12 protein-coding genes are annotated in these 20884 nt (G+C 73.0%); 1 reads left to right on the top strand and 11 read right to left on the bottom strand.

The features are described from left to right. Window positions 1-6: 6 nt before the first annotated feature. The 9 genes from ACH427_RS27630 to ACH427_RS27590 form a co-directional block, all read right to left on the bottom strand. Window positions 7-2058, bottom strand: coding sequence for a TOMM precursor leader peptide-binding protein (locus ACH427_RS27630; protein WP_398873660.1), 2052 nt, complete (start codon window positions 2056-2058; stop codon window positions 7-9). Next, entirely contained in the window at window positions 2055-2810 is a 756-nt protein-coding gene (locus ACH427_RS27625) for an ABC transporter permease (RefSeq protein ID WP_398873658.1), read from the bottom strand. Before ACH427_RS27625 ends, ACH427_RS27630 begins: the two co-directional genes overlap by 4 nt. Beyond that, the gene (locus ACH427_RS27620; RefSeq protein ID WP_398873713.1) at window positions 2807-3760 is read right to left on the bottom strand and encodes an ABC transporter ATP-binding protein; all 954 of its coding nucleotides are present in this window, start codon (window positions 3758-3760) and stop codon (window positions 2807-2809) included. The genes ACH427_RS27625 and ACH427_RS27620 overlap by 4 nt, the downstream gene beginning before the upstream one ends. Before the next feature lie 1591 nt (window positions 3761-5351). Continuing rightward, window positions 5352-6527: a lantibiotic dehydratase C-terminal domain-containing protein gene (locus ACH427_RS27615; RefSeq protein ID WP_398873656.1), complete on the bottom strand. Its 1176-nt coding sequence runs from the start codon at window positions 6525-6527 to the stop codon at window positions 5352-5354. A gap of 7 nt (window positions 6528-6534) precedes the next feature. Next, the gene (locus ACH427_RS27610; RefSeq protein WP_398873654.1) at window positions 6535-9348 is read right to left on the bottom strand and encodes a lantibiotic dehydratase; all 2814 of its coding nucleotides are present in this window, start codon (window positions 9346-9348) and stop codon (window positions 6535-6537) included. 27 nt (window positions 9349-9375) lie between these two features. After that, window positions 9376-10968: a SagB family peptide dehydrogenase gene (locus ACH427_RS27605; RefSeq protein WP_398873652.1), complete on the bottom strand. Its 1593-nt coding sequence runs from the start codon at window positions 10966-10968 to the stop codon at window positions 9376-9378. Between the two features lie 106 nt (window positions 10969-11074). Further along, complete coding sequence (locus ACH427_RS27600; protein ID WP_398873650.1) at window positions 11075-13063, bottom strand: TOMM precursor leader peptide-binding protein; 1989 nt, start codon at window positions 13061-13063, stop codon at window positions 11075-11077. After that, window positions 13060-15516, bottom strand: a complete 2457-nt coding sequence (locus ACH427_RS27595; RefSeq protein WP_398873648.1) for a TOMM precursor leader peptide-binding protein — start codon at window positions 15514-15516, stop codon at window positions 13060-13062. The genes ACH427_RS27600 and ACH427_RS27595 overlap by 4 nt, the downstream gene beginning before the upstream one ends. Continuing rightward, window positions 15503-17332: a BTAD domain-containing putative transcriptional regulator gene (locus ACH427_RS27590; protein WP_398873646.1), complete on the bottom strand. Its 1830-nt coding sequence runs from the start codon at window positions 17330-17332 to the stop codon at window positions 15503-15505. Before ACH427_RS27590 ends, ACH427_RS27595 begins: the two co-directional genes overlap by 14 nt. A 508-nt stretch (window positions 17333-17840) precedes the next feature. On the opposite strand from ACH427_RS27590, the gene ACH427_RS27585 reads away from it, so the two are divergent. Then, complete coding sequence (locus ACH427_RS27585; RefSeq protein ID WP_398873644.1) at window positions 17841-18473, top strand: hypothetical protein; 633 nt, start codon at window positions 17841-17843, stop codon at window positions 18471-18473. A gap of 63 nt (window positions 18474-18536) precedes the next feature. Here ACH427_RS27585 and ACH427_RS27580 read toward each other — a convergent pair whose 3' ends face one another. After that, the gene (locus ACH427_RS27580) at window positions 18537-19730 is read right to left on the bottom strand and encodes an MFS transporter (protein WP_398873642.1); all 1194 of its coding nucleotides are present in this window, start codon (window positions 19728-19730) and stop codon (window positions 18537-18539) included. 386 nt (window positions 19731-20116) lie between these two features. Next, window positions 20117-20590 carry a GNAT family N-acetyltransferase gene (locus ACH427_RS27575; RefSeq protein WP_398873640.1) on the bottom strand — a complete coding sequence of 158 codons (474 nt, stop codon included), beginning with the start codon at window positions 20588-20590 and terminating at the stop codon, window positions 20117-20119. Window positions 20591-20884: the final 294 nt, after the last annotated feature.

Here is a 20884-nt window from a genome sequence, read left to right as displayed (position 1 = left end):
TTCTGTTCAGGGGAAGGGGTGGGGTACGTGGTGGAGTTCGGCTTCGGTGAGGTCGGTGTCCCGCCAGCCGGCTCTGCGGAAGGCCGTGCGCATCCTGGGCATGAGCGGGGCGCGTTGCTGTGCCCAGCCGAAGTCGATGGGCAGCAGCCCGGGGACGATGGTGCACATCGTGTGCAGGCCCAGGGCTTGCTGTTCCGGGCAGGTCTGGTCGACGACGATCACGTCGAATCCGGCGTCGGTGAGTTCGTCGCGGCAGTGGTTCAGGTCTTCCAGCAGGTCCGGGGATGTGCGTGCGTGCATCGGTGCGGTGCCGTAGACCTCGGTGAAGGGAACCGGTGGGGTGTCGCGGAGGTAGCGTCGGGCGTGCGGCTTCATTTCCGGGAGGCCGAAGAGCGCGGCGTGGTCGCGCAGGTAGCGGACCCGGCTGAAGTCCTCGGTCATGGCGAGGAGTTCGGGGCGCCGGCTCGCCACACCGGAGGACAGTGCGGGCAGGTAGGTGAGGATCTCGGAGACGGCCGCGCGCACCGCTGTGGCCGGGTCGGGGCTCGCGCCGGCGGCGAAGGACAGGGCACCGTCGCCCCCGTGGCGGCGGACGGCCACTCCGGTGACCACCGGGGTGGAGAGGTCCACCCGGTTGTCGAAGGCGCGGACCTCGTAGTCGCACAGTTCGGCGCGGTCGATCATGGCCCGTAGTTCCGGATCGTGGACGGTCGTGAGGTCGATGCGGGTCAGTTCCGCGCCGCCGTACCAGCCGAGGAGGAACGCGTCGCGCTCGATCAGTTCGAGCAGTCCGAAGAGGATCGCCTCCTCCGGGCTGCCTCCGCTCGCGCAGCCGTTGGAGGACTCGAAGACGAAGTTGTCGGCCGCGGTGCCGGTGCTGTAGTAGGAGAGCCGGACGGGTACGAGGACGGGGCGGTCGTCGCGCAGGGAGTGGCCCCAGACCCATGGGATGGGCTGGGCGGGGTCGAAGGGGTGCAGTTGGGGGTACTGCTCGTAGGCCAGGGGCCCGTAGCTGCCGCAGGCGCGCGGGTCGAGGGCGTCGGGGGCCACGTCGTTGTAAGGGGCCACCAGTACGTCGGCGCGGTTGCGGCGGCGGGTGCCCGCGTAGCGCTCCAGTCCTTCGAGGAAGGCGAGGCTTCTGCTGCGCCGGAAGGAGTTGGCCTGGCCGCTCCAGGTCATGTCGGTCAGGTTGACGTGGCCGCGCATCAAGATCGTGCCCAGGACCGGGGCGGTCGTCGGGGAGGTCACGTTGCGCAGGGTGCCGGGGCCGAGCGCCCCGCAGACGGGGTTGGCCAGGGCCTCCGCGGGCAGGTCGTAGTCCTCGGGGCTCCGTTGCCGGTAGAGGGCGGGGCCGGGTTTGGGGCGGGGGCGGAGGTCGAGGGTCCCGGGGGCGTCGTCCGGGCTGCGGTGGGCTCCGCAGTCGGGGCAGAGGGGGTCGGCGAGAAGGGGGTAGGTGCGGGTGGCGAGGGTGTCGAGATCGACGCGGGTGACCCGGGGGGTGTGCGGGGACAGGGTGGGGACCTCGGGGGGATGGGGGCGTGAACCGGGAGGGCCGGTGGGTCCCGCCTCTGTGGCGGCACCGGTGTGTCCGCCGGTTTCCGCGCCGTGCGTGTCCTCCTGGGCGCTGTGCCGGAATGCCCGCCAGACGGCGTCCGCGAGGTAACCGGTCAGCGGGGGCCAGGGCCCCACCGCGCGTACTCCGTGACCGAATTCGAGGGCTTCGCGTTCGTAGCGCGGCCGCAGCCGCTGCCAGCGCATCGCCAGGCAGCGCCCGCAGGGGGCGGTGGTGGCCGTGCCGGGTGCCCGGCCGGGGAGCCATGGGCCGATGAGCACGGTGTGCGGGGTGAGGTGGACGGTGGCGCGGGCGCGTCCCGTCACCGTGTCCTTCTCCGGTTGGAGGGCGTCGGTGACACCGAGGGGTACGACCAGGGGTGGGTGCCCGGCGGCACCGGGGGGCTGGGGAGCGTTCTCCCTGGTCTCCTGCCGGAAGCGGTCGCCGAGCAGTCGCTGGAGGGCGTTTGCCGCGGCGGCCAGGGGCGGGGGTGCTGGTGTGTTCATGCCTCGGCGCTCCATTTGAAGGTCCTGACGGCGAGCGCGGCGAAGAGGGCCGCGAAGACGAGGAGTCCCACGCACGGGCCGAGCAGGGAGGACGCGCCGTGGGCGCCGGTCAGGACGCGGTCGAAGCCGTCGTTCATGTAGCGCAGCGGCAGGACGTGGGAGAACGCCTTGAGCCAGCCCGGTGAGGCACTCATCGGGAAGAACGAGCCGGAGAGGAACGCCATGGGGATCATCACGCAGTTGGCGACGGCGGCGACCGCGTCCGGCGAGTTGGTGAAGTTGCCGACCAGCAGTCCGACGGCGAAGAACACGAGGACGCCGAGGACCAGGACGGGCAGCGCCAGCAGGATGCCGCCCGGCGCGAGTGTGAGTCCGAAGACGGGCAGTGTGGCGATGGCGAGGAAGAGCACGGCCTGGACGACCGCGATGCCGAGGACGACGACGAAGCGGGCGGCGAGTACGGTCGGCAGCGGGACGGGTGACATGCGCACGAGGCGCAGGATGTCGGTGCGCCGCCAGTGCATGAGGGTGTAGGCGACGCCGAAGAGCGCGCCGTTGCCGACGCCCCAGGCCATGACGCCGGGCGCCAGGGAGTCGATGACACGGCCGCCGCCCGGTGCGGAGCGGCTGCCGAAGAGCAGCCCGAAGACCAGGATGAAGACCAGGGGGAAGGCGAAGGTGAAGAACAGGGATGCCTTGTCCCGCAGGAAGGCCAGGAGGTGGGCGCGGGCGAGCGCTGTGCAGGCGGTCATGACTGGTCGTCCTTTCCCGTGAGGGCGAGGTAGACGTCTTCCAGGGTGGCGGTCCGGGTGCGGACCTCCTGGAGGTCGGTGAGGTGGCCGAGAGCGGCCAGGAGGCGGCCCACGGCCCGAGTGGTGACGACGGTGTACGGGCCCTCGGTGGTGACGTCCTCGGCGCCGTCCAGTGTGTGGGCGGTGGCGGGCGACAGCGAAGTGGCGGGTATGAGTACCTGGGTGGGGGCGCCGAGGTCACGGATGAGGTCGGCCGGGGTGTCGAGGGCGATGACGCGGCCGTCGCGCACCACCGCGACGCGGTCGCACAGTGCCTCGGCTTCCTCGATGTAGTGCGTGGTGCATACGATGGTGCGGCCCTGGCTCCTGATGTCCCGCAGCAGGTCCCACAGTTCGTGGCGTGCGTGGGGGTCGAGCGCCGCGGTCGGTTCGTCCAGGAAGATGATCTCGGGCCGGTGAGTGAGGGCGGTGGCGATGGCGAGCCGCTGGCGCTGTCCGCCGGAGAGGCGTTCTACCTGGGTGTCGGCCTTGCCGGTGAGCCCGACCGTCTCCAGCGCTTCGCGGGCCCGGTCCCGGCCGATGCCGTAGAGGGCGGCCGCGGTCTCCAGGTGCTCGGCCGCGGTGAGCCGGACGAAGAAGGCGGAGGTCTGGGTCTGCACGCCGATGCGTGGCAGCAGGGCCCGGTTGCGCGGCCAGGGTGGCCGGCCCAGGACGTGGACGGTTCCGGAGTCGGCGCGGCGCAGCCCTTCGATGATCTCGATGAGGGTCGTCTTGCCCGCTCCGTTGGGGCCGAGGACGCCGAAGAACTCTCCCCGGTGGACGGTGAACGAGATGTCGTCGACGGCGCGGATGTCGCCGTAGCTCTTGCGGAGCGACGCGACGCGGATGGCGGGGGCGTCGGGTGCCTCCGGGGGGCGGGGAGTTGTGTGCGCGGGCTTGCGGTGGGTCATGAGGCTTCCTTCCTCGGGATCGGGCGGGGCCTGGGCGGCCGGGCGGGCCGGTGGCCGGGGTCGGTGCCCTGTGACGGGGTCCGAGCGCGGCCCGGTGGGTGGGGATGCCGGGTTCCCGGGTGGCGGGAGCCGCGGTGCGGGGTGCTGGGAGCCGGGTCTCCCGGGCGCGCCCATGAGGTGTCCGGGTGCGGAGGGGGAGGCCGGTGGCGGACCGGTCACGGGTGTCCGGGTGTGTGTCTGGCCGCGCGCGCCGAGGCGTACTCCCAGCGCCCGCGCGGCGGGCAGGGCCACCGCCGCGACGGCGAGGGCGATGGCGGTGTCGCGTCCGTAGGGGGCCGGCAGCCAGGCGACCACCAGGGCCAGGACGGCCGCCGCCAGCGCGCAGACGACAAGGGGGACGAGGATCGCGTAGCCGAGGTAGAGGCCCCGCAGCCGGCGGGGGTAGGAGCGCCGGTGGGCGGGGTTGCGTGCCAGGAGGCGCACATAGCGCAGGCTCTCCGCGGGGAGGTCCAGGACGCCGAAGGCGTGCGCGAGCATGGCGCAGCCGTCCAGGCGTGGGAGCGGCAGGTAGTTCAGCCAAGCCCGCGCGCTGCCGAAGAGCAGGAGCCAGGCGAGGGCGTCGCGGGTCGCCCCCTCCCCCGCGGGCAGCCACAGCCACAGCAGGAAGAAGGGCAGCAGGAAAACCAGGTTGCCCGGTACTCCGGCGGCGGCGACGGCGACGCGCTGCCACCGGGAGCGGAGCAGGGCGACGTCCTCCACGGTGCAGTGGAAGAAGAGCATGGGGGGCCGCCAGCGCAAGCCGATGCCGGTCGTGCCGGCGCCGAAGACTCGGGCCGCCAGTCCGTGCCCGATCTCGTGCAGGCCCGAGCTCAGCCAGATCAGGCCGAAGGCGATCGCGGCGAGGTCCGGGTGGTCGCCCAGGGCGGGGAGCCGGCCGGTCAGTTCCGGCAGTCGGGCGAGCAGTTCGCCCTGCATGGCGAGGACCGCGGCCAGCAGCGGGAGGAGGACGGCGGGGGCGAGGAGCAGGCGGAAGGGGGAACGGAGGAGACGGTCGAGCAGGGCGGTGGGGTCGCCGAACCGGAGGTCGGCGCGGAGCGGGCTCTGCCAGGCCGGTCCCGGAGCCGGTGCGGGGCGGGAGTCCTCCGAGGGGTGTCGCGCCGGTCGTGCCGCCGGTTCGCCCGTCAGGGCTCGCCGGGCAATGCCGGGAGCTTGCTCGGGGCAGGTCGTCGCCGGTGCGCGGTCGGGCCGGGCGGCCGGTGACGGCGGGCTGTCCGCGAGGAGGTCCCGCGTCCTGAAGAGTGTCAGCAGCCGTTGCCAGGCGGTGTCGTCGAGTCGGCGGCCGAAGTGCCTGCCGTAGTCCTCGCCCACGTCCGCCAGGGTGCGTTCGCCGTCGAGCCGGGCGAGCAGGAAGTGCTCGCGGGCGCCCATTTCGTGGCACCGGCCCGACCGGGGGTCCTTGACCAGGTGGACAACGGTGTGCCCGCGCCACAGGCCGGGTCCGAGCACCAGGTCCGGGCGGCGGGCCGGGCGCAGTTCCGCCAGGGTGGGTGCCCGGCCGTGCGGGATGTCGTTGGCGTCGTTCGCGGGCATGTCACTCGCCGTCCTCGTGTGTGGCGGCCGGGCCGCCGCCCCTGGCCGGCTGGGTGTCTGTGCCGTTCCTGCCGCCGGGTTCATCGGTCAGGGATCTGGCCAGGACGTAGGAGAGGTATGCCTCGTCCCGGATGGTGACGTGCAGCCGGTTGTTGGTCATGTGCATGTATGGCGAGAGCAGGATCTGCAGGGCGGCGCCGGGGTCGGTGACCGTGGTGGTGCCGCCGTTCTCCCAGTCGCGGAACTCCAGTTCGCCGCGGACGGCGAGGCCGGCGACGGCGGTGCGCAGCTCTGTGCAGTGCCGGGCCCAGGTGCGGACGGCACCGGGCAGGTGGTCGGTGGTCCCGGAGGCGGTGGCGTCGAGGACCGTCTCGAAGCGGGCGCGCAGGCCGTCGGCCATGGCGTCGTATGTGCGGTCGTACGCCTCGCCGGGGTCGACGAGGGCGGTGCCGGAGAAGGAGCGGTGCCAGAAGTGGTGGTAGCGCTCCAGGTAGGCCGCGACGGCGTCCCGGTCGTCGAGGAGGACGGCGGTCATGGTCATCATCAGCTGGGCGGCGAAGCCGAGGAGAACGGTGCGGACTTGGAGGTTCATGCCGCGCATGGCGTCGATGACCAGGTCGGTGGAGTGGCGGAAGTGCCACTCGGCCAGGGCCACGCCGGCGGGGCCGCCGTACTTGCCGTACTCGGGGGCGTAGGGCTCCCAGCTGTAGGTGTTGGTCGCGCGCAGTCGCATGCGGCCGTCGGCGTCGAGGTAGGGGCGGCGTTCCTCTTCGGTGAACTCCTGGTCGAAGAGGGTGTTGTAGAGCTCGACATAGAACTCGGAGGTCACTTGGTAGAGGGCGGGCCGGGAGCGCAGGAAGGCGCCGATGGCCTGCTCGGTCCGGGCTCTCACCTCGGCCTCGGCGCCGGGGCGGGCGGGCTTGAGGCGGAGGCGCACGTGCGGGCCTTCCAGCCAGTAGTTGAGGAAGAAGTAGTTGGTGATGAGCCCGTCGGCGGTCAGCTCGTCCAGCAGGGGCCGGACGGCCCGGGTGAGCATCGGGCGGGGGCTGCCGGGATAGAAGATGTGCAGGGCCTGCCAGGCTCCTTCGCCGGGGGCGGGTTCCGGACCGCACAGCCGGTGCCGGCCGTCGCGGTGCCCGGGGTGGGGTATGGGTCCGGTCGCGGGAGTGGTGTTCATGGCGGGCTCACCGTCCTTCCGGGCGGGTGAAGTGGGTCTCGACGACGAGTTCGGTGACATGCCGGCCGTCGCGGGAGACGAGGGGTGCGTCGTCCCCGCCGGGGAGTGCCTCCCGCAGGACGACGCGGGCCGTGGTGTCGTGCAGCCGTGCCTCGAAGGCGGTCAGGGCCAGGAACGAGCAGAAGTCGACGTACTGGGGCTTGCTCCGGGCGGCGGGGCCGGCCGGCTCGTCGTCGGGGGCCTGGACCGTGGCGAACACCTGCTCGGGGATGTCGTGCCGCAGGCGCCATTCCTGCCAGCCCAGGAACCACTGGGCGTCGGAGGTGCCGGGCTGCCGCAGAGGCAGCCGCTCCGCCGTGAGCGTCCAGGAGCGGCGGCTGAGGACCACGTGGCCGTGGCGTACGCGCGGGCGGGTGCTGATGCCCGACTCGGTGTCCTCCTGTGGCACGCCGTCCCACAGGTCGACGACAGGGAAGGAGGACGGCGAGAGCAGCAGCAGGGTGCGGGGGATCTCGGGCAGGGCTGCCGCGACGAGGTAGCCGAGGTAGACGGGGACGATCTCGCGGCCGAGGCGGTCGGAGCGCAGGACGAGCCGGTCCTCGGCCACGTCGTGCTCGAGGTGGAGGTCGCCGAGGGCTATCCGTGCGCGCGGTGGTGCGGAGCTGGTCTCCCCCGGGCAGACGATCTCGTAGTCGGTCAGCCTCCCGTGGAGGTTGAGGTTGGTGGTCGCGAATCCTCCGGTGATCTCGGCGTACGCGGCGCCTTCCGGGAGGAGGGCGCGCCCGGCGGCACGGATCCTCTCCTCCGGCCCGGTGGGGCCTTCGGGGAAGCAGTGGGTGAAGCGTGAGAAGGGGAAGGCGAACGCGCCCCAGGTGCGGTTGAGGACCGCGACGGATTCGCCGTCGCACCGGGCGAGCTGGAGGAAATGGCTGTGCGGCAGGCGCCGTGCCTCGGGTGACGGCAGCTTCCGGGCGACGGCGTCGACGGCCGTGTCCTCCAGGATGATCTCTTCGGCGCCTTCGGGCCGGTTCTCCCACAGGGTGCGCATCCGGTCGGCGAGCTCCTGGCGGGCCTGGTCGAGGGCCCGGGGGCCCGGTGCGTCGAGCCAGTTGTCCAGGGGGACGTAAGTGCCGTCGTCGGTGAAGGGCCGGCGCCGGGATGTGGCCCGCGTGTACTGCTCGTAGATGTCCTCCTGGAAGTCGTGCACGAGTCCCAGGAGGTCGTCGCAGCGGCCGCCGGGACCGTAGCGGGCCAGGAAGAAGGAGGTGAGCAGTTGCCGTTGCGGCAGCGTCATGTCGAAGACGTCGGTGATCCGGTCGAAGGAGGCCAGGGAGGTTCCGACGGTCTGCGACCAGCGGGTCCGATCGCATGTCAGCGGTTCGTCGCAAGCCCGCGCGTCCTCGTAGAGGAGAGTGCGCGGCAGGGCCGGGACGCCGCCCAGGGACTCCTGGAGGGCGGACAGCTCACCGCGCAGAGCGGCCAGCAGCCTTGCCCGGTCGGCCCCTTCCGCTTCGGGGTACCGAGTGGTCAGCGCCAGGACCGCGGACAGCCGCCGGGCCAGGTCCGGGGCCCAGGGGGTGGCCAGTTGTGCCACGGCGTCACGGAAGGCGCGCAGCGGGTCGGGGCTGTGGATGTCGGTGCCCAGGGCCGGGACCTGGAGCAGGCCGAGGCGCAGCAGCAGGGCCAGGAAACGGTCGTACTCGTGGCGGGGCGGTGGCGGTACGGTGCCGCGCCGGTCCTCGGCGGCCAGGTAGGAGGCGAGGTCGCCGTAGCGGATGCCGGGCAGTCGGCGGCACACCGCGACGAGGCGGTCGAGCGTCCCGCCCTGTCTCAGGAAGAACAGGTTCTCCCGGACGGTGTCGAAGCTGACGGTGGCTTCGTCGTCCCCGGCGGTGACCCTGCGCCGGACGTAGCGGATCCGGTCGTGGTCCATGCGCCAGCCGGTGACGAGGGTGACGGGCAGGTCCTGGCGCAGGGTGTCGTGGGCGATGACGAGTTCGGCGATCCGGCCCAGGACGGCCACGTTGAGGCGCGCGTAGGTGGGCCAGGTCGCCAGGATGTCGCCGGAGGGTTCGAGGGGGCCGCCGGTGTCGTGGAACTCGCCGAGCGCCAGGCCCGTGAGGGTGCTGAAGGGGCTGGTCTTGCAGGCGGTCCGGTACACGTAGTCCAGCAGGGAGCGTTCGATACGGCGCTGCCGCTTGGCCGGGGGGCCGGCGGACCGGTCCAGGTAGGCGTCCAGGTGCTGGTCGAGGGTGGGTGAGGCGAGCAGCAGCCCCTGGCGCAGGCGGGGTGCGCGGGCGAGGGCGCGCAGGGCGTCGCGGGTGCGGGACAGTTCGTCGGCGACGGTGTGCGGGCCCGTGGCGATGAGCTCGTCCAGGGCGCACCGGTCGCGCAGCCATGCGGCCAGTTCCTGTCCGGTGCTGCCGCCGAGGGCGTCCGCGGCGGCCAGGGCGTCCGGGATGCCGGAGGGCAGCTTGTTGGAGAAGAGCTGTCTGCGGAGGTTGACCAGGGTGCGCCGGAGCTCGTCGTTCTCATTCGACCGGATCGCCTCGTGGAGCGGGTCGCTGAGCGCGGCGCCGCGTGCGGCCAGCTCCGTGCGCCGGGTGTGGACTGTCGTGGCCCAGTGGCAGGATTCCGGGGAGCGGAGGCCGCGGACGGACTCGAAGGGCAGCCCGGCGACGCGGGCCATGAACAGGTCTCCGAGGGGGGCCGGGCGGGGCGGGGCCGCGGCGGCGGTGTCTTCGGGGGCGGGACCGGTGGGGACGGCCGTGGCCCCGGGGAGGGCCTTCGGGCCGCCGGCGTTCGCGGGGTGCGTGTTCATGGGCACAGTCCTCCTGTCCACGCCGTGTCAGACGATCTCGTAGCGGAAGGCGGCCGGGCCTGGGCGCTCGTGGCCGACCATCGTCAGGAGCAGGGGACACTCCCCGGTCGCGGTGAGGTCCAGCCGTTCGATGTAGGAGAGGTTGTCGAAGCCCAGCACGGAGCCGCAGCCGATGCCCAGGGCAGCGCAGGCGGTGTACATGGCCTGCGAGGCGGCGCCCGCGACGGCGTTGGCCACGCGATAGCCGCGGTCCCCCACCGCGTCGAGCACGGCCCCGGTGCGTACCGTGGTCAGCACGACCGCTCCGGCTTGCTCCAGGTTGTAGTTCCGCAGGAAGTAGGTGCGCTGGAGGAAGGTCCCGTGCGGTCCGGACACGACCCGGCGCAGGCAGGCGGTTTCCGGGACATAGGCGTAGGCGCCTGCTTCGAGGCCGTTGACGTGGTTGACGAAGACGTAGGTGCCGGCCAGTGCCAGGCCCTTGCCCGGTGGGCTGACGTCGCAGGGCAGGGCGGCGCCGGAGGCCGCCGCGCGCAGCACGGCGGCGAGTTCCGCCGTCCGCAGGGGTGCGGCGGAGGTGAACCGGCCGAACGCGCTGCGCCGGGAGCGGAGCGCGTCACGCACGGTGGCGGTCAGGGGCGCGGGGCCGGGCAGGGCGATCTCGTGCTGGTCGTCGGTGACGGCGGGCGGGGCGGCCGCGGCGGCGAGGGCCCGGGCGTCCGGCCTGCGGGCGGCTCCTTCCAGGGTGGCCCGGTGGACGGCGCGGACCGTCGGGAAGACCTGGACGTGGCGGGAGCGCTCCTGGTCGGCACGGCGGACGCGGGGTGTTCCGGTGGGGGCGGCGGTGTCCGGGAGCGGTCCGGAGAGCAGGGGCACGACGGCGAGGACGCCCTCGTCGTCGGGGTCGGTGCCCAGGAGGTGGTTGAGCCGCTGTTCGTCGAACCAGAAGGCCGGTTCGACGGTCATGCCGCGGGCGCGTGCCCACATCCGCCATGTCTGGGTGAGGGTGCCGATGTCCATCGTGGTCGCGTGGTAGCAGAAGCTGTTGTATTTGAAGGCGTTCTGCCAGAACTTGATGCCCAGGACGAGGAACTGGCCGGTGTCGGCGGGCAGCGAAGGCAGGTTCAGGGCCTCCCGGACGTGCCCGGAGACGTCGCCCGTCAGCAGCCGCCGCAGCGCGTGGTGCGGGGGGTCGTAGGCGTACACGCCGGGAGTCAGGGGGCTTTCCCGGCCGTTGACCCAGTACACGCTGACGGGGTAGAGCCCGCCGCCGGAGGCGGTGCCCCGGGCCCAGGAGGCGGCGGCGTAGCGCGGCAGGGAGGCGAGGTCGTCGTTGGCGTGGAGGGCGAGCCGGCGTGACAGGAGCCCGTAGGAGTCGAGGAGCATGCCGCCGAGCGCGTCGAGGCTCACGCGAGCGCCCGGGCCTGGGCGGGGCGGGGCCAGGCCCGCGTCGACGGTGGCGTCGGCGGGGTAGTTCCCGCGGGGCAGCGGGAGGCGGTCGGTACCCGGGTAGAACTTCCCGGCGCGGGGCTTGTCGGCCCAGTCGGGCTGGAAGCCGACGGGGGGCATCTCGACGCGGCCGCGCCGCATCACCGCGTGGAGGTAGTCGTGTGCGATGCCCATGGGGGGGTCCTTTGCGGGTCGTGTCGCCCCGGATGGTGCCGGGTCGCTGTCGGGTCGGGTGGTTGGCTGGGTCGGTCGGTCGAAGGGCGTGGCGTCGGGAAGCGGGTCAGGGGAAGGGGTGTGGCGCGGGGTTCACCTCAGAGGTGTCGAGGTCGTGGTCGAGCAGGCCCGCCGCGTGCAGGGCGGTCCGGGTGCGGGGCATCAGGCGCGCCCGCTGCCGGTCCTGGCCGAAATCGATCGGCAGCAGGCCCGGCACGGTCACGCCGACGGTGTGCACGCCGACCGCGCGCTGTTCGGGCAGGGTCTGGTCGACGACGAGCGTTTCGAAGCCGTGGCCCGCGAGGCCACGGACGCAGGCGTGGACGTCCTGGGCCAGGTCGGTGCCGGGCTGCGGGGCGGGGCGGGTACCGGAGTAGAGGTCGGACAGGGAGTACGGGCCGCGTGGGGTGGAACCGCCGTCGGGGTCTCCCAACAGGAAGGACGCGTGGCGGGTCATCTGGGGCAGCCCGTAGAGGAGGGGGTGGTCGGACAGGGACTGGACGGCGTCGAAGTCCTCAGCCATGGTGCGCAGTTCGGCCATGCGGTGCTCGGTGCGGCGGCGCAGCCGCGGCGCGTCCGTGGCGATCTCGGCGAGCGCGGCGGCCAGAGCGGACTCGGGGTCGGGGCTCGCGCCGGCGCCGAAGCACAGGGCGCCGGTGCCGCCGTCCTCGCGGACCGCGGCGGCGATGACGACGGGGACGGGGAAGGTGATCCGCGCGTCGAAGAAGCGCGCCCGGTAGCCGTACAGGGCGAGGCGGTCGACGAGGTGGCGGGTGGTGGGCCGGCGGCTGGTGCGGGCGTCGATCTCCGGCAGTGCCGCCCGGCCGTACCAGGTCAGCAGGAACGCGTCGCGCTCGATGAGTTCCATGAGTGCGGAGTGGACGGCCTCGGTGAGTGTGGAGCCGGACGCGCAGCCGTTGGAGCACTCCTGGACGAAGCGGTCCTCCAGCGGGGCGGAGTGGTAGTACGTCAGCACCTCGGGCATCAGGACGGGGTGGCCGTCGCCGAGCGAGTGACCCCATACCCAGGGCAGGGCACGGGACTCGGAGAAGGGCAGGACACGGTCCTGTGCGGCGTAGAACTCGGGTGCGTACAGGCCGCAGTCCCGCGGGTCGAGGGCCGTCAGCCCGCGCTCGCGCAGGGAGCGCAGGGAGGCGACGACGGCGGGGCGGCGGCGTGGCCGCATCCCGGCGTACCGTTCCAGGCCCTCCAGGACGCCCACGGTGACGCTGTCGCGGTAGCGGGTGGTGTGGCCGCCCCAGGCGACCTCGTAGAGGTAGTGGCCGCTTCGCAGGGCGAAGGAGCCGAAGGTGGAGGCCGTGGCGAGGGAGTCGAGTTCGCGGATCACACCGGTGCCGACGGTGCCGCAGAGGGGGTTGGCGAACGCCGTCACGGGCAGGTCGTAGTCGCCGGGCTTCCGCAGCCGGAACACGTCGGTGGCCGGCTTGGGTGCCGACGGGAGCGTGAGGGGTGGCGGTGCGGGGATCGCGCTGTCCGCCGCTCCCCCGCCGTCCGGTGCCTCCCGGGTTCCGCACGCGGGGCATTCGGGGTCGGCGACCAGCGGGAACGAGCGGACGAGCAGGCGTTCCATGTTCAGCCGCCTGACGAGGGGCGGTCCGTCGTCCGTCCGGATCTCGCCCGCGCGGGCGGCGCCGATGAGCGCCGCCATCGTGTCCAGGACGAACGGGGTCAGGTAGGGAGAGGTGCCAACCGCCCGTGTGGGGCCGCCGAGTTCGAGGGCGTCACGCACCGGCTCGTGACGCAGGGCCTGCCAGCGCCGGGCCAGGCACTGTCCGCACGGGCGGGCGGCGGTCTGCCGCCCCGCGTCGGGCAGCGGGCCGAGAACGGCCATGTGCCCGTAGAGCTGTACGGGGACCGTGCCGCGGCCGGCCGCGGCGTCCGGGGGGTGGGGGGCGAGTTCGTCGCGCATCCCCAGGGGGCGCAGGAGGACGTCGACGCCGGGGTGGCCGGCCGCGGCGATCCGCTGTCGCAGCGCTTCCCGGACCGTGGCCGGCACGGCCTCGGCGGGTCCGGTGGCGGTGACCGGCGCGGTCATGGGGTCCGCTCCCGGGTCAGCAGTGCGCGGACGACGTGGAGGCCGCCGGCGCGCAGGTCGGGTGAGGTGGTGTCGACGACCAGCACGTCCCGGCCGGCCGCCCGCAGCCGTTCCAGGAGGTCTCCGGCCCTCCCCCGCTCGGCCGGGGGCCGGTCGCCGTCGGCGGGGAGGGTGTCGGGGGCGAGGTCGGGCATGAGGGGGTCGCCGGTGTCGGTGGGTCCGTGGTGCTCGGGATCCTGCTCCAGTTGGAGGCGGCCGAGCAGGTCGCGCAGCGCGGTGACGGCGGCGCGCCGCCAGGACACATCGCTGCCGATCGCCCAGGAGGAGCCGGCGGCGCGGGCCAGCAGGACGCAGGGGGCGCCCGGGGCGGGGTCGGGGTCGCTCAGGTCGAGGAGTTCCACGTCGGCGCCGAGGTTTTCGGCCGTACGGACCAGGAAGGTCACTTCGGGGTCGGCCGGATCGCCGGTCGGTGTCAGGGGGACACGGGTGGCCTGCCGGGTGCCGCGGACCGCCTCGTCGAGCGCCTCGTAGGCCAGGGCAGACATCAGCCCGTCGTAGGCCGCTTCGGGGACGGACGTGCCGGTGCCGGTGCCCGCCGTGGTGGGGACGTAGAGGCCGGCCGTGTTGTACGGGCCGAAGGTGCGGACGGCCGCGGCGGGCACGAAGGACCGTTCGCCGGTGAGGAGCGAGACGGCGGCCACCCAGTCGTGGACGGCCGCGGGCGGGGCGGGGAGGCCGCGGGCGGTGGTGATACGGCCCGGCTCAGTCAGCGGCGGGGCAGGGTGGGTGGTCGCGCACGCGGTGAGGACGCCGGGAAGCGGGGCGACGTGCTCGGCGTAGACGGCGGCCGCGGTGCGCAAGGCCCTCAGCCGGGCGCCGGCGACATGGTGCACGTCGAACGCGCTGACCGCGCGTCGCCGGCCGTCGCCGGTGCCCAGCACGACCGTGCTGGCCTTCAGCGGGATCTGGGTGAGCGCGTCGTCGTCGTAGGCGTGGAAGACGCCGGCGAACGGGCCGAGGAGGATGTCGCGTTCGTGGAGTTCCGCCAGGAGCCGGTCGGCCTCGTCAGCGGTGCCGGGGGTGACGACGGGGGCGGGCTCGGTCAGCGGCGCCCCGGCTGTGAAGGGTCCGGCCGGCGGCTCCCCGGCTCCCGGCGCGCCGGAGCCGGGTTCCTCCGGCGCGGGCTCTGCCTGCCGGGGCTCCACGTGTCCCGGGAGACCGTCCCCGGGGCCGCAGTAGGGGCAGCCGGGGTGGGGCAGCAAGGTCTCGGAGTAGGTGTCCATGGAGTCCAGCAGCTGGACGACGACGTGCCCGTCGGTCTCGGCGGGCAACGCGCCCGTGGACCTGCGGAAGATGTCGTAGCCGAGCAGGTTGCCCATCATGGCGGCGAGTCCGGGGCCGGGTCCCGCGGTCGGTGCGGGAGGGCCGGGCAGTCCGGCGTCTCGCCAGACGGCGGACACGGAGCTGTCCTCGGCGTTGGCCTCCAGGCGCAGCATGGCGCAGGCCCAGCAGCCCGCGCGGCCGGCTGTCATCAGGGGCCCGGCCACCACACGGTCGGCGAGGACGGTCACCGGCAGCAGGGCGCGGCCTTGTGGCACGCCCTCCTCCAGCAGGTGGGCGAGTTGCCGGGGGGCGCCGGATCCGGCGCACACGACGACGTCGTACGCGGCCAGGTCGTCCCACCCGAGCGGCGTGTCGGTGTGCGGAAGCAGGGTGACGTCGGCGGGGGCACCGTGGGCCGTGTGCTGTTCGGCCTCCGCCAGGACGGTGCCGAGGCCGTCGTCGGGCCCGCCGGTCCCGGGCGCTCGCCGCGCCTGTTCCTCCTGTGCCTCCTCTGCCCTTCGCGTCCCGGTCTCCGGGTGCGCGCCCGGCGAGGCACCCTCCCCGCGCGCGGGCTCTCCGGCGGCGGTGTCCGGACCCTGGACAGCCACGTGCGCACCGCCGTTGCGGACCGTGCTCAGCGCGCACCACCGGGCGACGCGGTCCCGGCCCAGGACGGCGACGCGGGTGTCGCGGAACCGTGCGAAGCGCTCCTGCGCGCCGCCGGTGAAGTGGTCGACATAGGCGATCTGTTGGGCGAACCGTTCCGCCACAGTGTCCGGCAGCGGGTGTCCGGCTCCGTCCGGCTCCGTGGCGTCGCGGGCGAAGCCCCGGTCCAGGAGGGTGCGGACGAGCTCGGTCACCATGGAGCGGCGGTCCTCGGGCAGCCCGGCGTACAGTTCGCGGACCCGGTGGGTGCCGTCGAGGCAGGGGACGATCAGGGAGGCGAAGCGGTAGGCCGATGCCGACCGGAGGTGGAATCCGCCGGTCGCGTTGTGGAAGAGCACGCCTTCCGAGGTCTGCGTGAACAGCACGTCGTGTCTGATGCGCGGGCGCGTCTCCGCGAGCGCGCCGAGGTCGGCGGGGGCCGTGGTCGTGGTCGCGTCCGGGGTCAGGGGCTCACCGGCGGTCATGGGGGTCCTCCAGCGGTTCGTCGGCGCTCGTGCCGGGACGGCGCCGGGTGCAGGGGCAGTGGCGCGCGTACGCGCGGAGCAGTCCGGGGACGCGGTAGCGCCCGGGGGTCTCGTCCTCGAGGAGACCCGCGTCGGTCAGCCGGTCAAGCGCGGCGGCGGTGTCGCGGGGCGAGAGTTTCAGGGCGGCCGCGCACTCCTCGGGGGAGAGCACCTCATCCGGGAGGGCGGCGAGAGTCCGGCAGGCGTCCGCGAGCCAGGGGTCCAGGCTTTCGAAGAACTCCGTGAAGCGGCACGGCACGGACATCGCCGGGTCGTCTCCCACGCTCAGCCGGCCGACCGGGTCGTCGCGCAGCCAGTCGGCGCCGTCGGCGACGCGGTGCCGGGGCCGCAGAAGCAGGCGGGTGGCGGCGATGCGCAGGGCGAGCGGTGAGCCGTGGCACATGCGGGCGAGTTCGTCGACGGCTTCCGGTTCGGCGCCGGCCCTCTCTTCTCCGAGCACGGACGTGAGGACGGCCCGGGCCTCGTGGTCGTCGAGCGCGCCGAGGCGGAGCACGAAGGCGCCGGTGGCGGCGGCGAAGCCGGCGAGGCTGGTCCTGCTGGTGAGGATCACCGTGGCGTGGTGGAAGGAGGCGGGCAGCCCGCGGGCGGCCGCCTCGGTGCGGACGTCGTCCAGGATCAGCAGGGAGCGCGGTCCGTAAGGGTCCCAGCCCTGCTGCTCGAGGTCCGTGAGCAGACGGCCGGTGTCGCTCTCCGCGCCGACCCGCACGAGCCACCGGCCGCCGGGGAAGGCATCCCCGAGCAGGTGGGCGGTGTGCAGGGCGAGGGCGGTCTTGCCGGTGCCCGGGAGACCGGAGACCACGGCTGTGAGGCTGGCACCGTCCGGGTCGGGGCCGACGGCCGACATCAGCGCGGCGTTCTCGCGCTCCCTCCCGGTGAACCGCGGGAGGTCGGGCGGGAGAGGGGTGACGCGGGTGCCTGGCACGGGCCGGTGCTCGCCGGGCTCACAGGCATCGGGGGACGGCGGGGCGTGTGCGGCCGACAGGGCGAGGGGTGACGGTGTGCCGAGGTCCTCACCGCGCAGGATGGCCAGTTCCAGCCGGCGCAGCGAGGGGCGGGGGTCCACGCCGAGCTCGTCGCTCAAGTACTGCTTGACAGCCCGGTATTCGGCGAGTGCCTCCGACTGGCGTCCTGTGCGGTAGAGCGCCTCGATGAGGTGCTCCCAGAAGCGTTCGTGGCCCGGGTGAGCACAGACGGCGGCCCGCAGGTGCGGCAGAACCCTGCCACAGTTTCCGAGGGCCAGTTCGATGTCGAACCAGCGCTCGGCCGCCCGGAGCCGCTCCTCCTCAAGGCGGGGCACGACGTCCCGGTGAAGGGTGTCCGAGCGGATGTTGGAGATGGGCGGCCCCTGCCAGAGCAGGAGCGCGTCGTGCAGGAGGGCGGCCTCCTTCTCCGGGGCCTCCTCCCGGTCGGCGGCGGCCGTCAGTTCCTCGAACCGGGCGAGGTCCAGGGTCTCCCCCGTCACGGGGAGCCGGTAGCCGCCGGGCAAGGTCGTGATCGCGTCGTCGGCGATGCCGAACTTCGAGAAGAGCCTGCGGAGCCGCAGGACGCAGGTGTGCAGGGTGGCCCGCGCGGTGATCGGCGGCTCGTCGCCCCATACCGCGCGCTGCAGGTAGTCGCTGGACACGACCTCGCCGGGCCTGAGCAGCAGGGCGGCCAGGAGGGTGGTCGGCTTGGAATCCGGCAGCACGACCAGTTCCCCGCCCCGGGAGATGCTCATCAGCCCGAGCACGGAGAAGCGGGCGCTGGTGTCGGACACGGGACTGACTCCTTCGCGTTGCTGTGGCACGCGGATCCGCTCTGCTGCGGCGTCGCACGACCGGGGCTGTGCCGCGTTGCCTTGCGCGGTACGCGCACGAGCTGCCGCGGCGCCGCGCCGTCCGCAAGGGGGCAGGCTTGCGCCGTGGGCGTGACAGCCCGTGGTGTACCGGGGCCGGAACCGGGCACGGGGCGGGATGCGCTACCCGTGGGCCGGGTTCTCACAGCCAGTCTCGTGCGGGGGTTCCGGGAGCGTTGTCGGCCGATCGGTGGTCCCTCGGGCCCCCGCCGGGTCCTCCGATCGGCGAGGCGTTTCCGTCACCGTGTCCACCGATCGGGGGAACGTCACGTTGTCGCCGCCTGGGCCGGCAAGGCTGCCGAGTGCGCGCCGGAGTGCGGTTCCGATGCCACACGCATAGGTTGATCAGCGGTGACGCGTGCCCGGGACGACCGTGCACACCTGCGCGGCCGGCGCCGTCACGGCATCCCAAGGAGCGAGGGCGGGTCTCGTGGACAGACAGTTGCGCGTCATCCCCGGCACGATGGTCCTGGCCGGTCTTACCGCGTCCGCACTGTTGACAGGGTGCGACAGCCCCTCCGGGCCTGCCGCGGCGTCCGCCTCTCCCACGCGCTCCGCGCCCTCCTCGGTATCCCTTGCCACTCCGCAGAGCCTGGCCAGCGGCAGGTACGAGCGGGCCGCCGACACCCCTGAGCTGACGAAACGGCGGGCCGAAGCGCAGAAGAGCCTGCCTGCGGGTGTCACTTCGGTGGTCGCGGTGTACAACAAACCCGACGACGCCGATTCGGCCCTGACGCTGTCCGGCAGTTACGGCAAGGACCTGGGAGACGCGCGCGCTGTCCTGGACGCGATGTTCGGCAGCCTCGGATTCAGCCAGGCTTCCCCTTCCTCGTCACGCCAGACGTTCCCCCCTGCCGGCCCCAACGCTCCGGACCTGCAGTGCGAGACGGTGAAAGTCAGGGAGGGTGTCTTCGCACCCGTGTGCGCCTGGGCACAGAAGACCGACGCCGCGCTCCTGCTCGCCACCGACCCGAAGCAGACGACGGCGAATGCCGTGGACCTCCCCGCCTTCGCCAAGACGGCCGCGACCGTCTACACAGAAATCCGACAGCCGGAGCACTGACCGGTTACTGACACCGTTCGGCGGACGGGAGCGGTCTCCCGCCGCCGAGGCACGCCGTACGGATCAGCGCGGGCTCTGTGCCCGCGACACCGTGCCCTCCCGTGCCGCCGCCTCCGCCCGGGCCCCGAGTGCGCTGAACCGTCGGTCGCCCACACTGGCCACCGCGGCTGTCAGCCCCGCGACGCACGCCCCGGTCAGGAAGATGACCGGGTAGTCGCCGCGCTCCGCCAGGCCGGCTGCGAGGACGGGTGTCACGCCACCGCCGACGAACAGGCCGGTGGCGTACAGCGAGACCGCTGTTCCGCGGGCGTGCGGTACGACTGCCGTCGCCCAGGAGGCGAGGGAGACGTTGTTGAAGATCCAGCCACCGCCGAGCAGGACGGCGGCGATCACGACGGTGGCCAGGTGGGGGCCCGCCGCGGCAACCAGCATGGATGCGGTGATGAGGACGCCGCCGAGCGCGACGAGGACCCACCGGGGCACACGGCGGCGGGAGAGGCCGTTGTACACCGGTGCCCAGGCCAGGCCCGCGAGACCGTAGACGGCGGTCAGCAGCCCCGCCACGGAGGCCGAACTGCCGTGGTGCTGGAGCATGGAAGGGAGGAAAGTCACGCAGCCGACCACCACGCAGCCCATCAAGAGGCCCGCGGCGATCACCAGCAGGGCCCATCTGGAGCGCAGCACGGTCGCGATCTGCCGCGCGGGAGTGTCGGACGGGGCGTGATCGGGTTCGGGCAGCCGGAGCAGCACGAGGAACAGCACGGCCGCGGCGGCCATGGGCAAGGCAAAAGCGATCCGCCAATCGCCCAGACCCGCGAGGATGCCGCCCAGCGCGATACCGGCTGCGGTCCCGGCCCCTCCCGCCGCGTAGAACGGCGACAGCACGCGCTTGACGGTGTCAGGGGCCACGGTGTCCCCGACGTAGGTGATCACGCTGGGGTTCACACCTCCGTAGCAGGCCCCCGTGACGCAGCGCGCCACCAACAGGACGGCCAGCGAAGGGGCGGCGACGGACACGACTCCGCCGATGGTCGCGCCCACCAGCGCGGCCCGCAGGACGCACACCCGGCCGAACCGGTCCGACAGCATTCCCCAAACGGGCTGCAGGCAGCCATAAGCGAGGAAATAGCCGCTCGCCACGGCGACGGCCTCGGACAGCCGGGCGTGGAAACTCACGGCGACGGCGAAGAGCATCGGGGCGACGGCGAACCTGTCGAAGGCTGACCAGAAAGCAGCCACTACCAGCGCGAACGGCATTCCTTCGCACTGACCACTACTTGCGACACGTTTTCTGGCGATATGCGTCACTTCGCTACCATAGCCCGGTTCATTCGGGAGTTCATGTCCCAGGGGAAGCCCTGGCAGGCACTGGATGTTCCATGCCGGTCCGTGCGGTCACATGGCGTGGGGGCCGACGGGGTCGGCGAGGGCGCCGCAGGCGGTGACGATGCGGAGCCGGCCGAAGGGCCGTCATCGGTCCTCGCTCGGAGAAGTGGCCGGACACCGCACGCTTCTTGATCGCCGGCTTGGATCTCTCGCGGCGTTCTCAGTCCGTCCAACCGTTCGCACGTCCGACAGGTCTCGTGGTAGTCCGTCATGCGCGCCCATGACTTTTTGCACGGATGCAGTGGCCTGTCTGACCGCTACGGGGTTTTCGGGGTGTCGTGGAGGAAGAGCTTGAATCCGGCGTGACTGCGGGTGAAGCCAAGCCGGCTGTAGAAATGGTGGGCGCCGGTGCGTGAGTGGTGGGAGGTGAGTTCCATGACCGCACAGCCGCGGGCACTCGCCTGACAGATGGCCCAGCGCATCATCGTGGTGCCGATGCCGGTTCGGCGGTGGTCGGGGTGGACGTAGACGCCCTCGGCCAGGGCGCGGAAGCTGCCGCGCCAGGCCAGCCCTTGGAGCAGTGAGAGCTGCAGGGTACCGACCACGGTTCCAGCCGTCTCGGCTACTGCGAGCATTTGATGAGGCGAGGCGTTGATGATGGTGAACGCCTTCTGATAAGGGGTCAGGTCCTGGGGGTTTTCCCTGCCGGCTCCCAGTCGGTCCGCCGCCAGGAGTCCGACAAGCTGCGGCAGGTCCCGCTCGACCGCACGGCGCATGAGGATCTCGGGCATGGCAGCAGTGTGCCGGGGTGTTGCCTCATGCGCCGGTTGTGCGGTGTGTCGGCGCCGGCCATGGCCAAGAGCGTCTCGGGCAGGTGGCGGCCTGAGGCCATCAGGCGCCGGGGGGCGGCCGGTCGGGTGTCCCCGGCGCCGTTCCAGGCGCGGCGGATGAGGCCGCGCAATGGGGTCAGCCGCGGACGGCTGTATCACCAAGGCATCTTGGGGGTGCTTGCCGAAGATCACCGCGTCGTCGATCCGCAGGTTGCGGCCCAGTGGGTGAGCGTCCTCGCGATCCGGCAGCCGTGC

This window comes from Streptomyces sp. NPDC020379, assembly GCF_044387105.1.
Lineage (GTDB): Bacteria > Actinomycetota > Actinomycetes > Streptomycetales > Streptomycetaceae > Streptomyces.
The sequence above is the reverse complement of the archived record's forward strand: the minus strand, read 5'-3'. Positions and strand labels throughout refer to the sequence as shown.

Bases quoted from the DNA above. Each gene is read 5' to 3' on its own strand.
- ACH427_RS27630 (WP_398873660.1), bottom strand. From the start codon at position 2,058: ATGAACACACCAGCACCCCCGCCCCTGGCCGCCGCGGCAAACGCCCTC.
- ACH427_RS27625 (WP_398873658.1), bottom strand. From the start codon at position 2,810: ATGACCGCCTGCACAGCGCTCGCCCGCGCCCACCTCCTGGCCTTCCTG.
- ACH427_RS27620 (WP_398873713.1), bottom strand. From the start codon at position 3,760: ATGACCCACCGCAAGCCCGCGCACACAACTCCCCGCCCCCCGGAGGCA.
- ACH427_RS27615 (WP_398873656.1), bottom strand. From the start codon at position 6,527: ATGAACACCACTCCCGCGACCGGACCCATACCCCACCCCGGGCACCGC.
- ACH427_RS27610 (WP_398873654.1), bottom strand. From the start codon at position 9,348: ATGAACACGCACCCCGCGAACGCCGGCGGCCCGAAGGCCCTCCCCGGG.
- ACH427_RS27605 (WP_398873652.1), bottom strand. From the start codon at position 10,968: ATGGGCATCGCACACGACTACCTCCACGCGGTGATGCGGCGCGGCCGC.
- ACH427_RS27600 (WP_398873650.1), bottom strand. From the start codon at position 13,063: ATGACCGCGCCGGTCACCGCCACCGGACCCGCCGAGGCCGTGCCGGCC.
- ACH427_RS27595 (WP_398873648.1), bottom strand. From the start codon at position 15,516: ATGACCGCCGGTGAGCCCCTGACCCCGGACGCGACCACGACCACGGCC.
- ACH427_RS27580 (WP_398873642.1), bottom strand. From the start codon at position 19,730: ATGCCGTTCGCGCTGGTAGTGGCTGCTTTCTGGTCAGCCTTCGACAGG.
- ACH427_RS27575 (WP_398873640.1), bottom strand. From the start codon at position 20,590: ATGCCCGAGATCCTCATGCGCCGTGCGGTCGAGCGGGACCTGCCGCAG.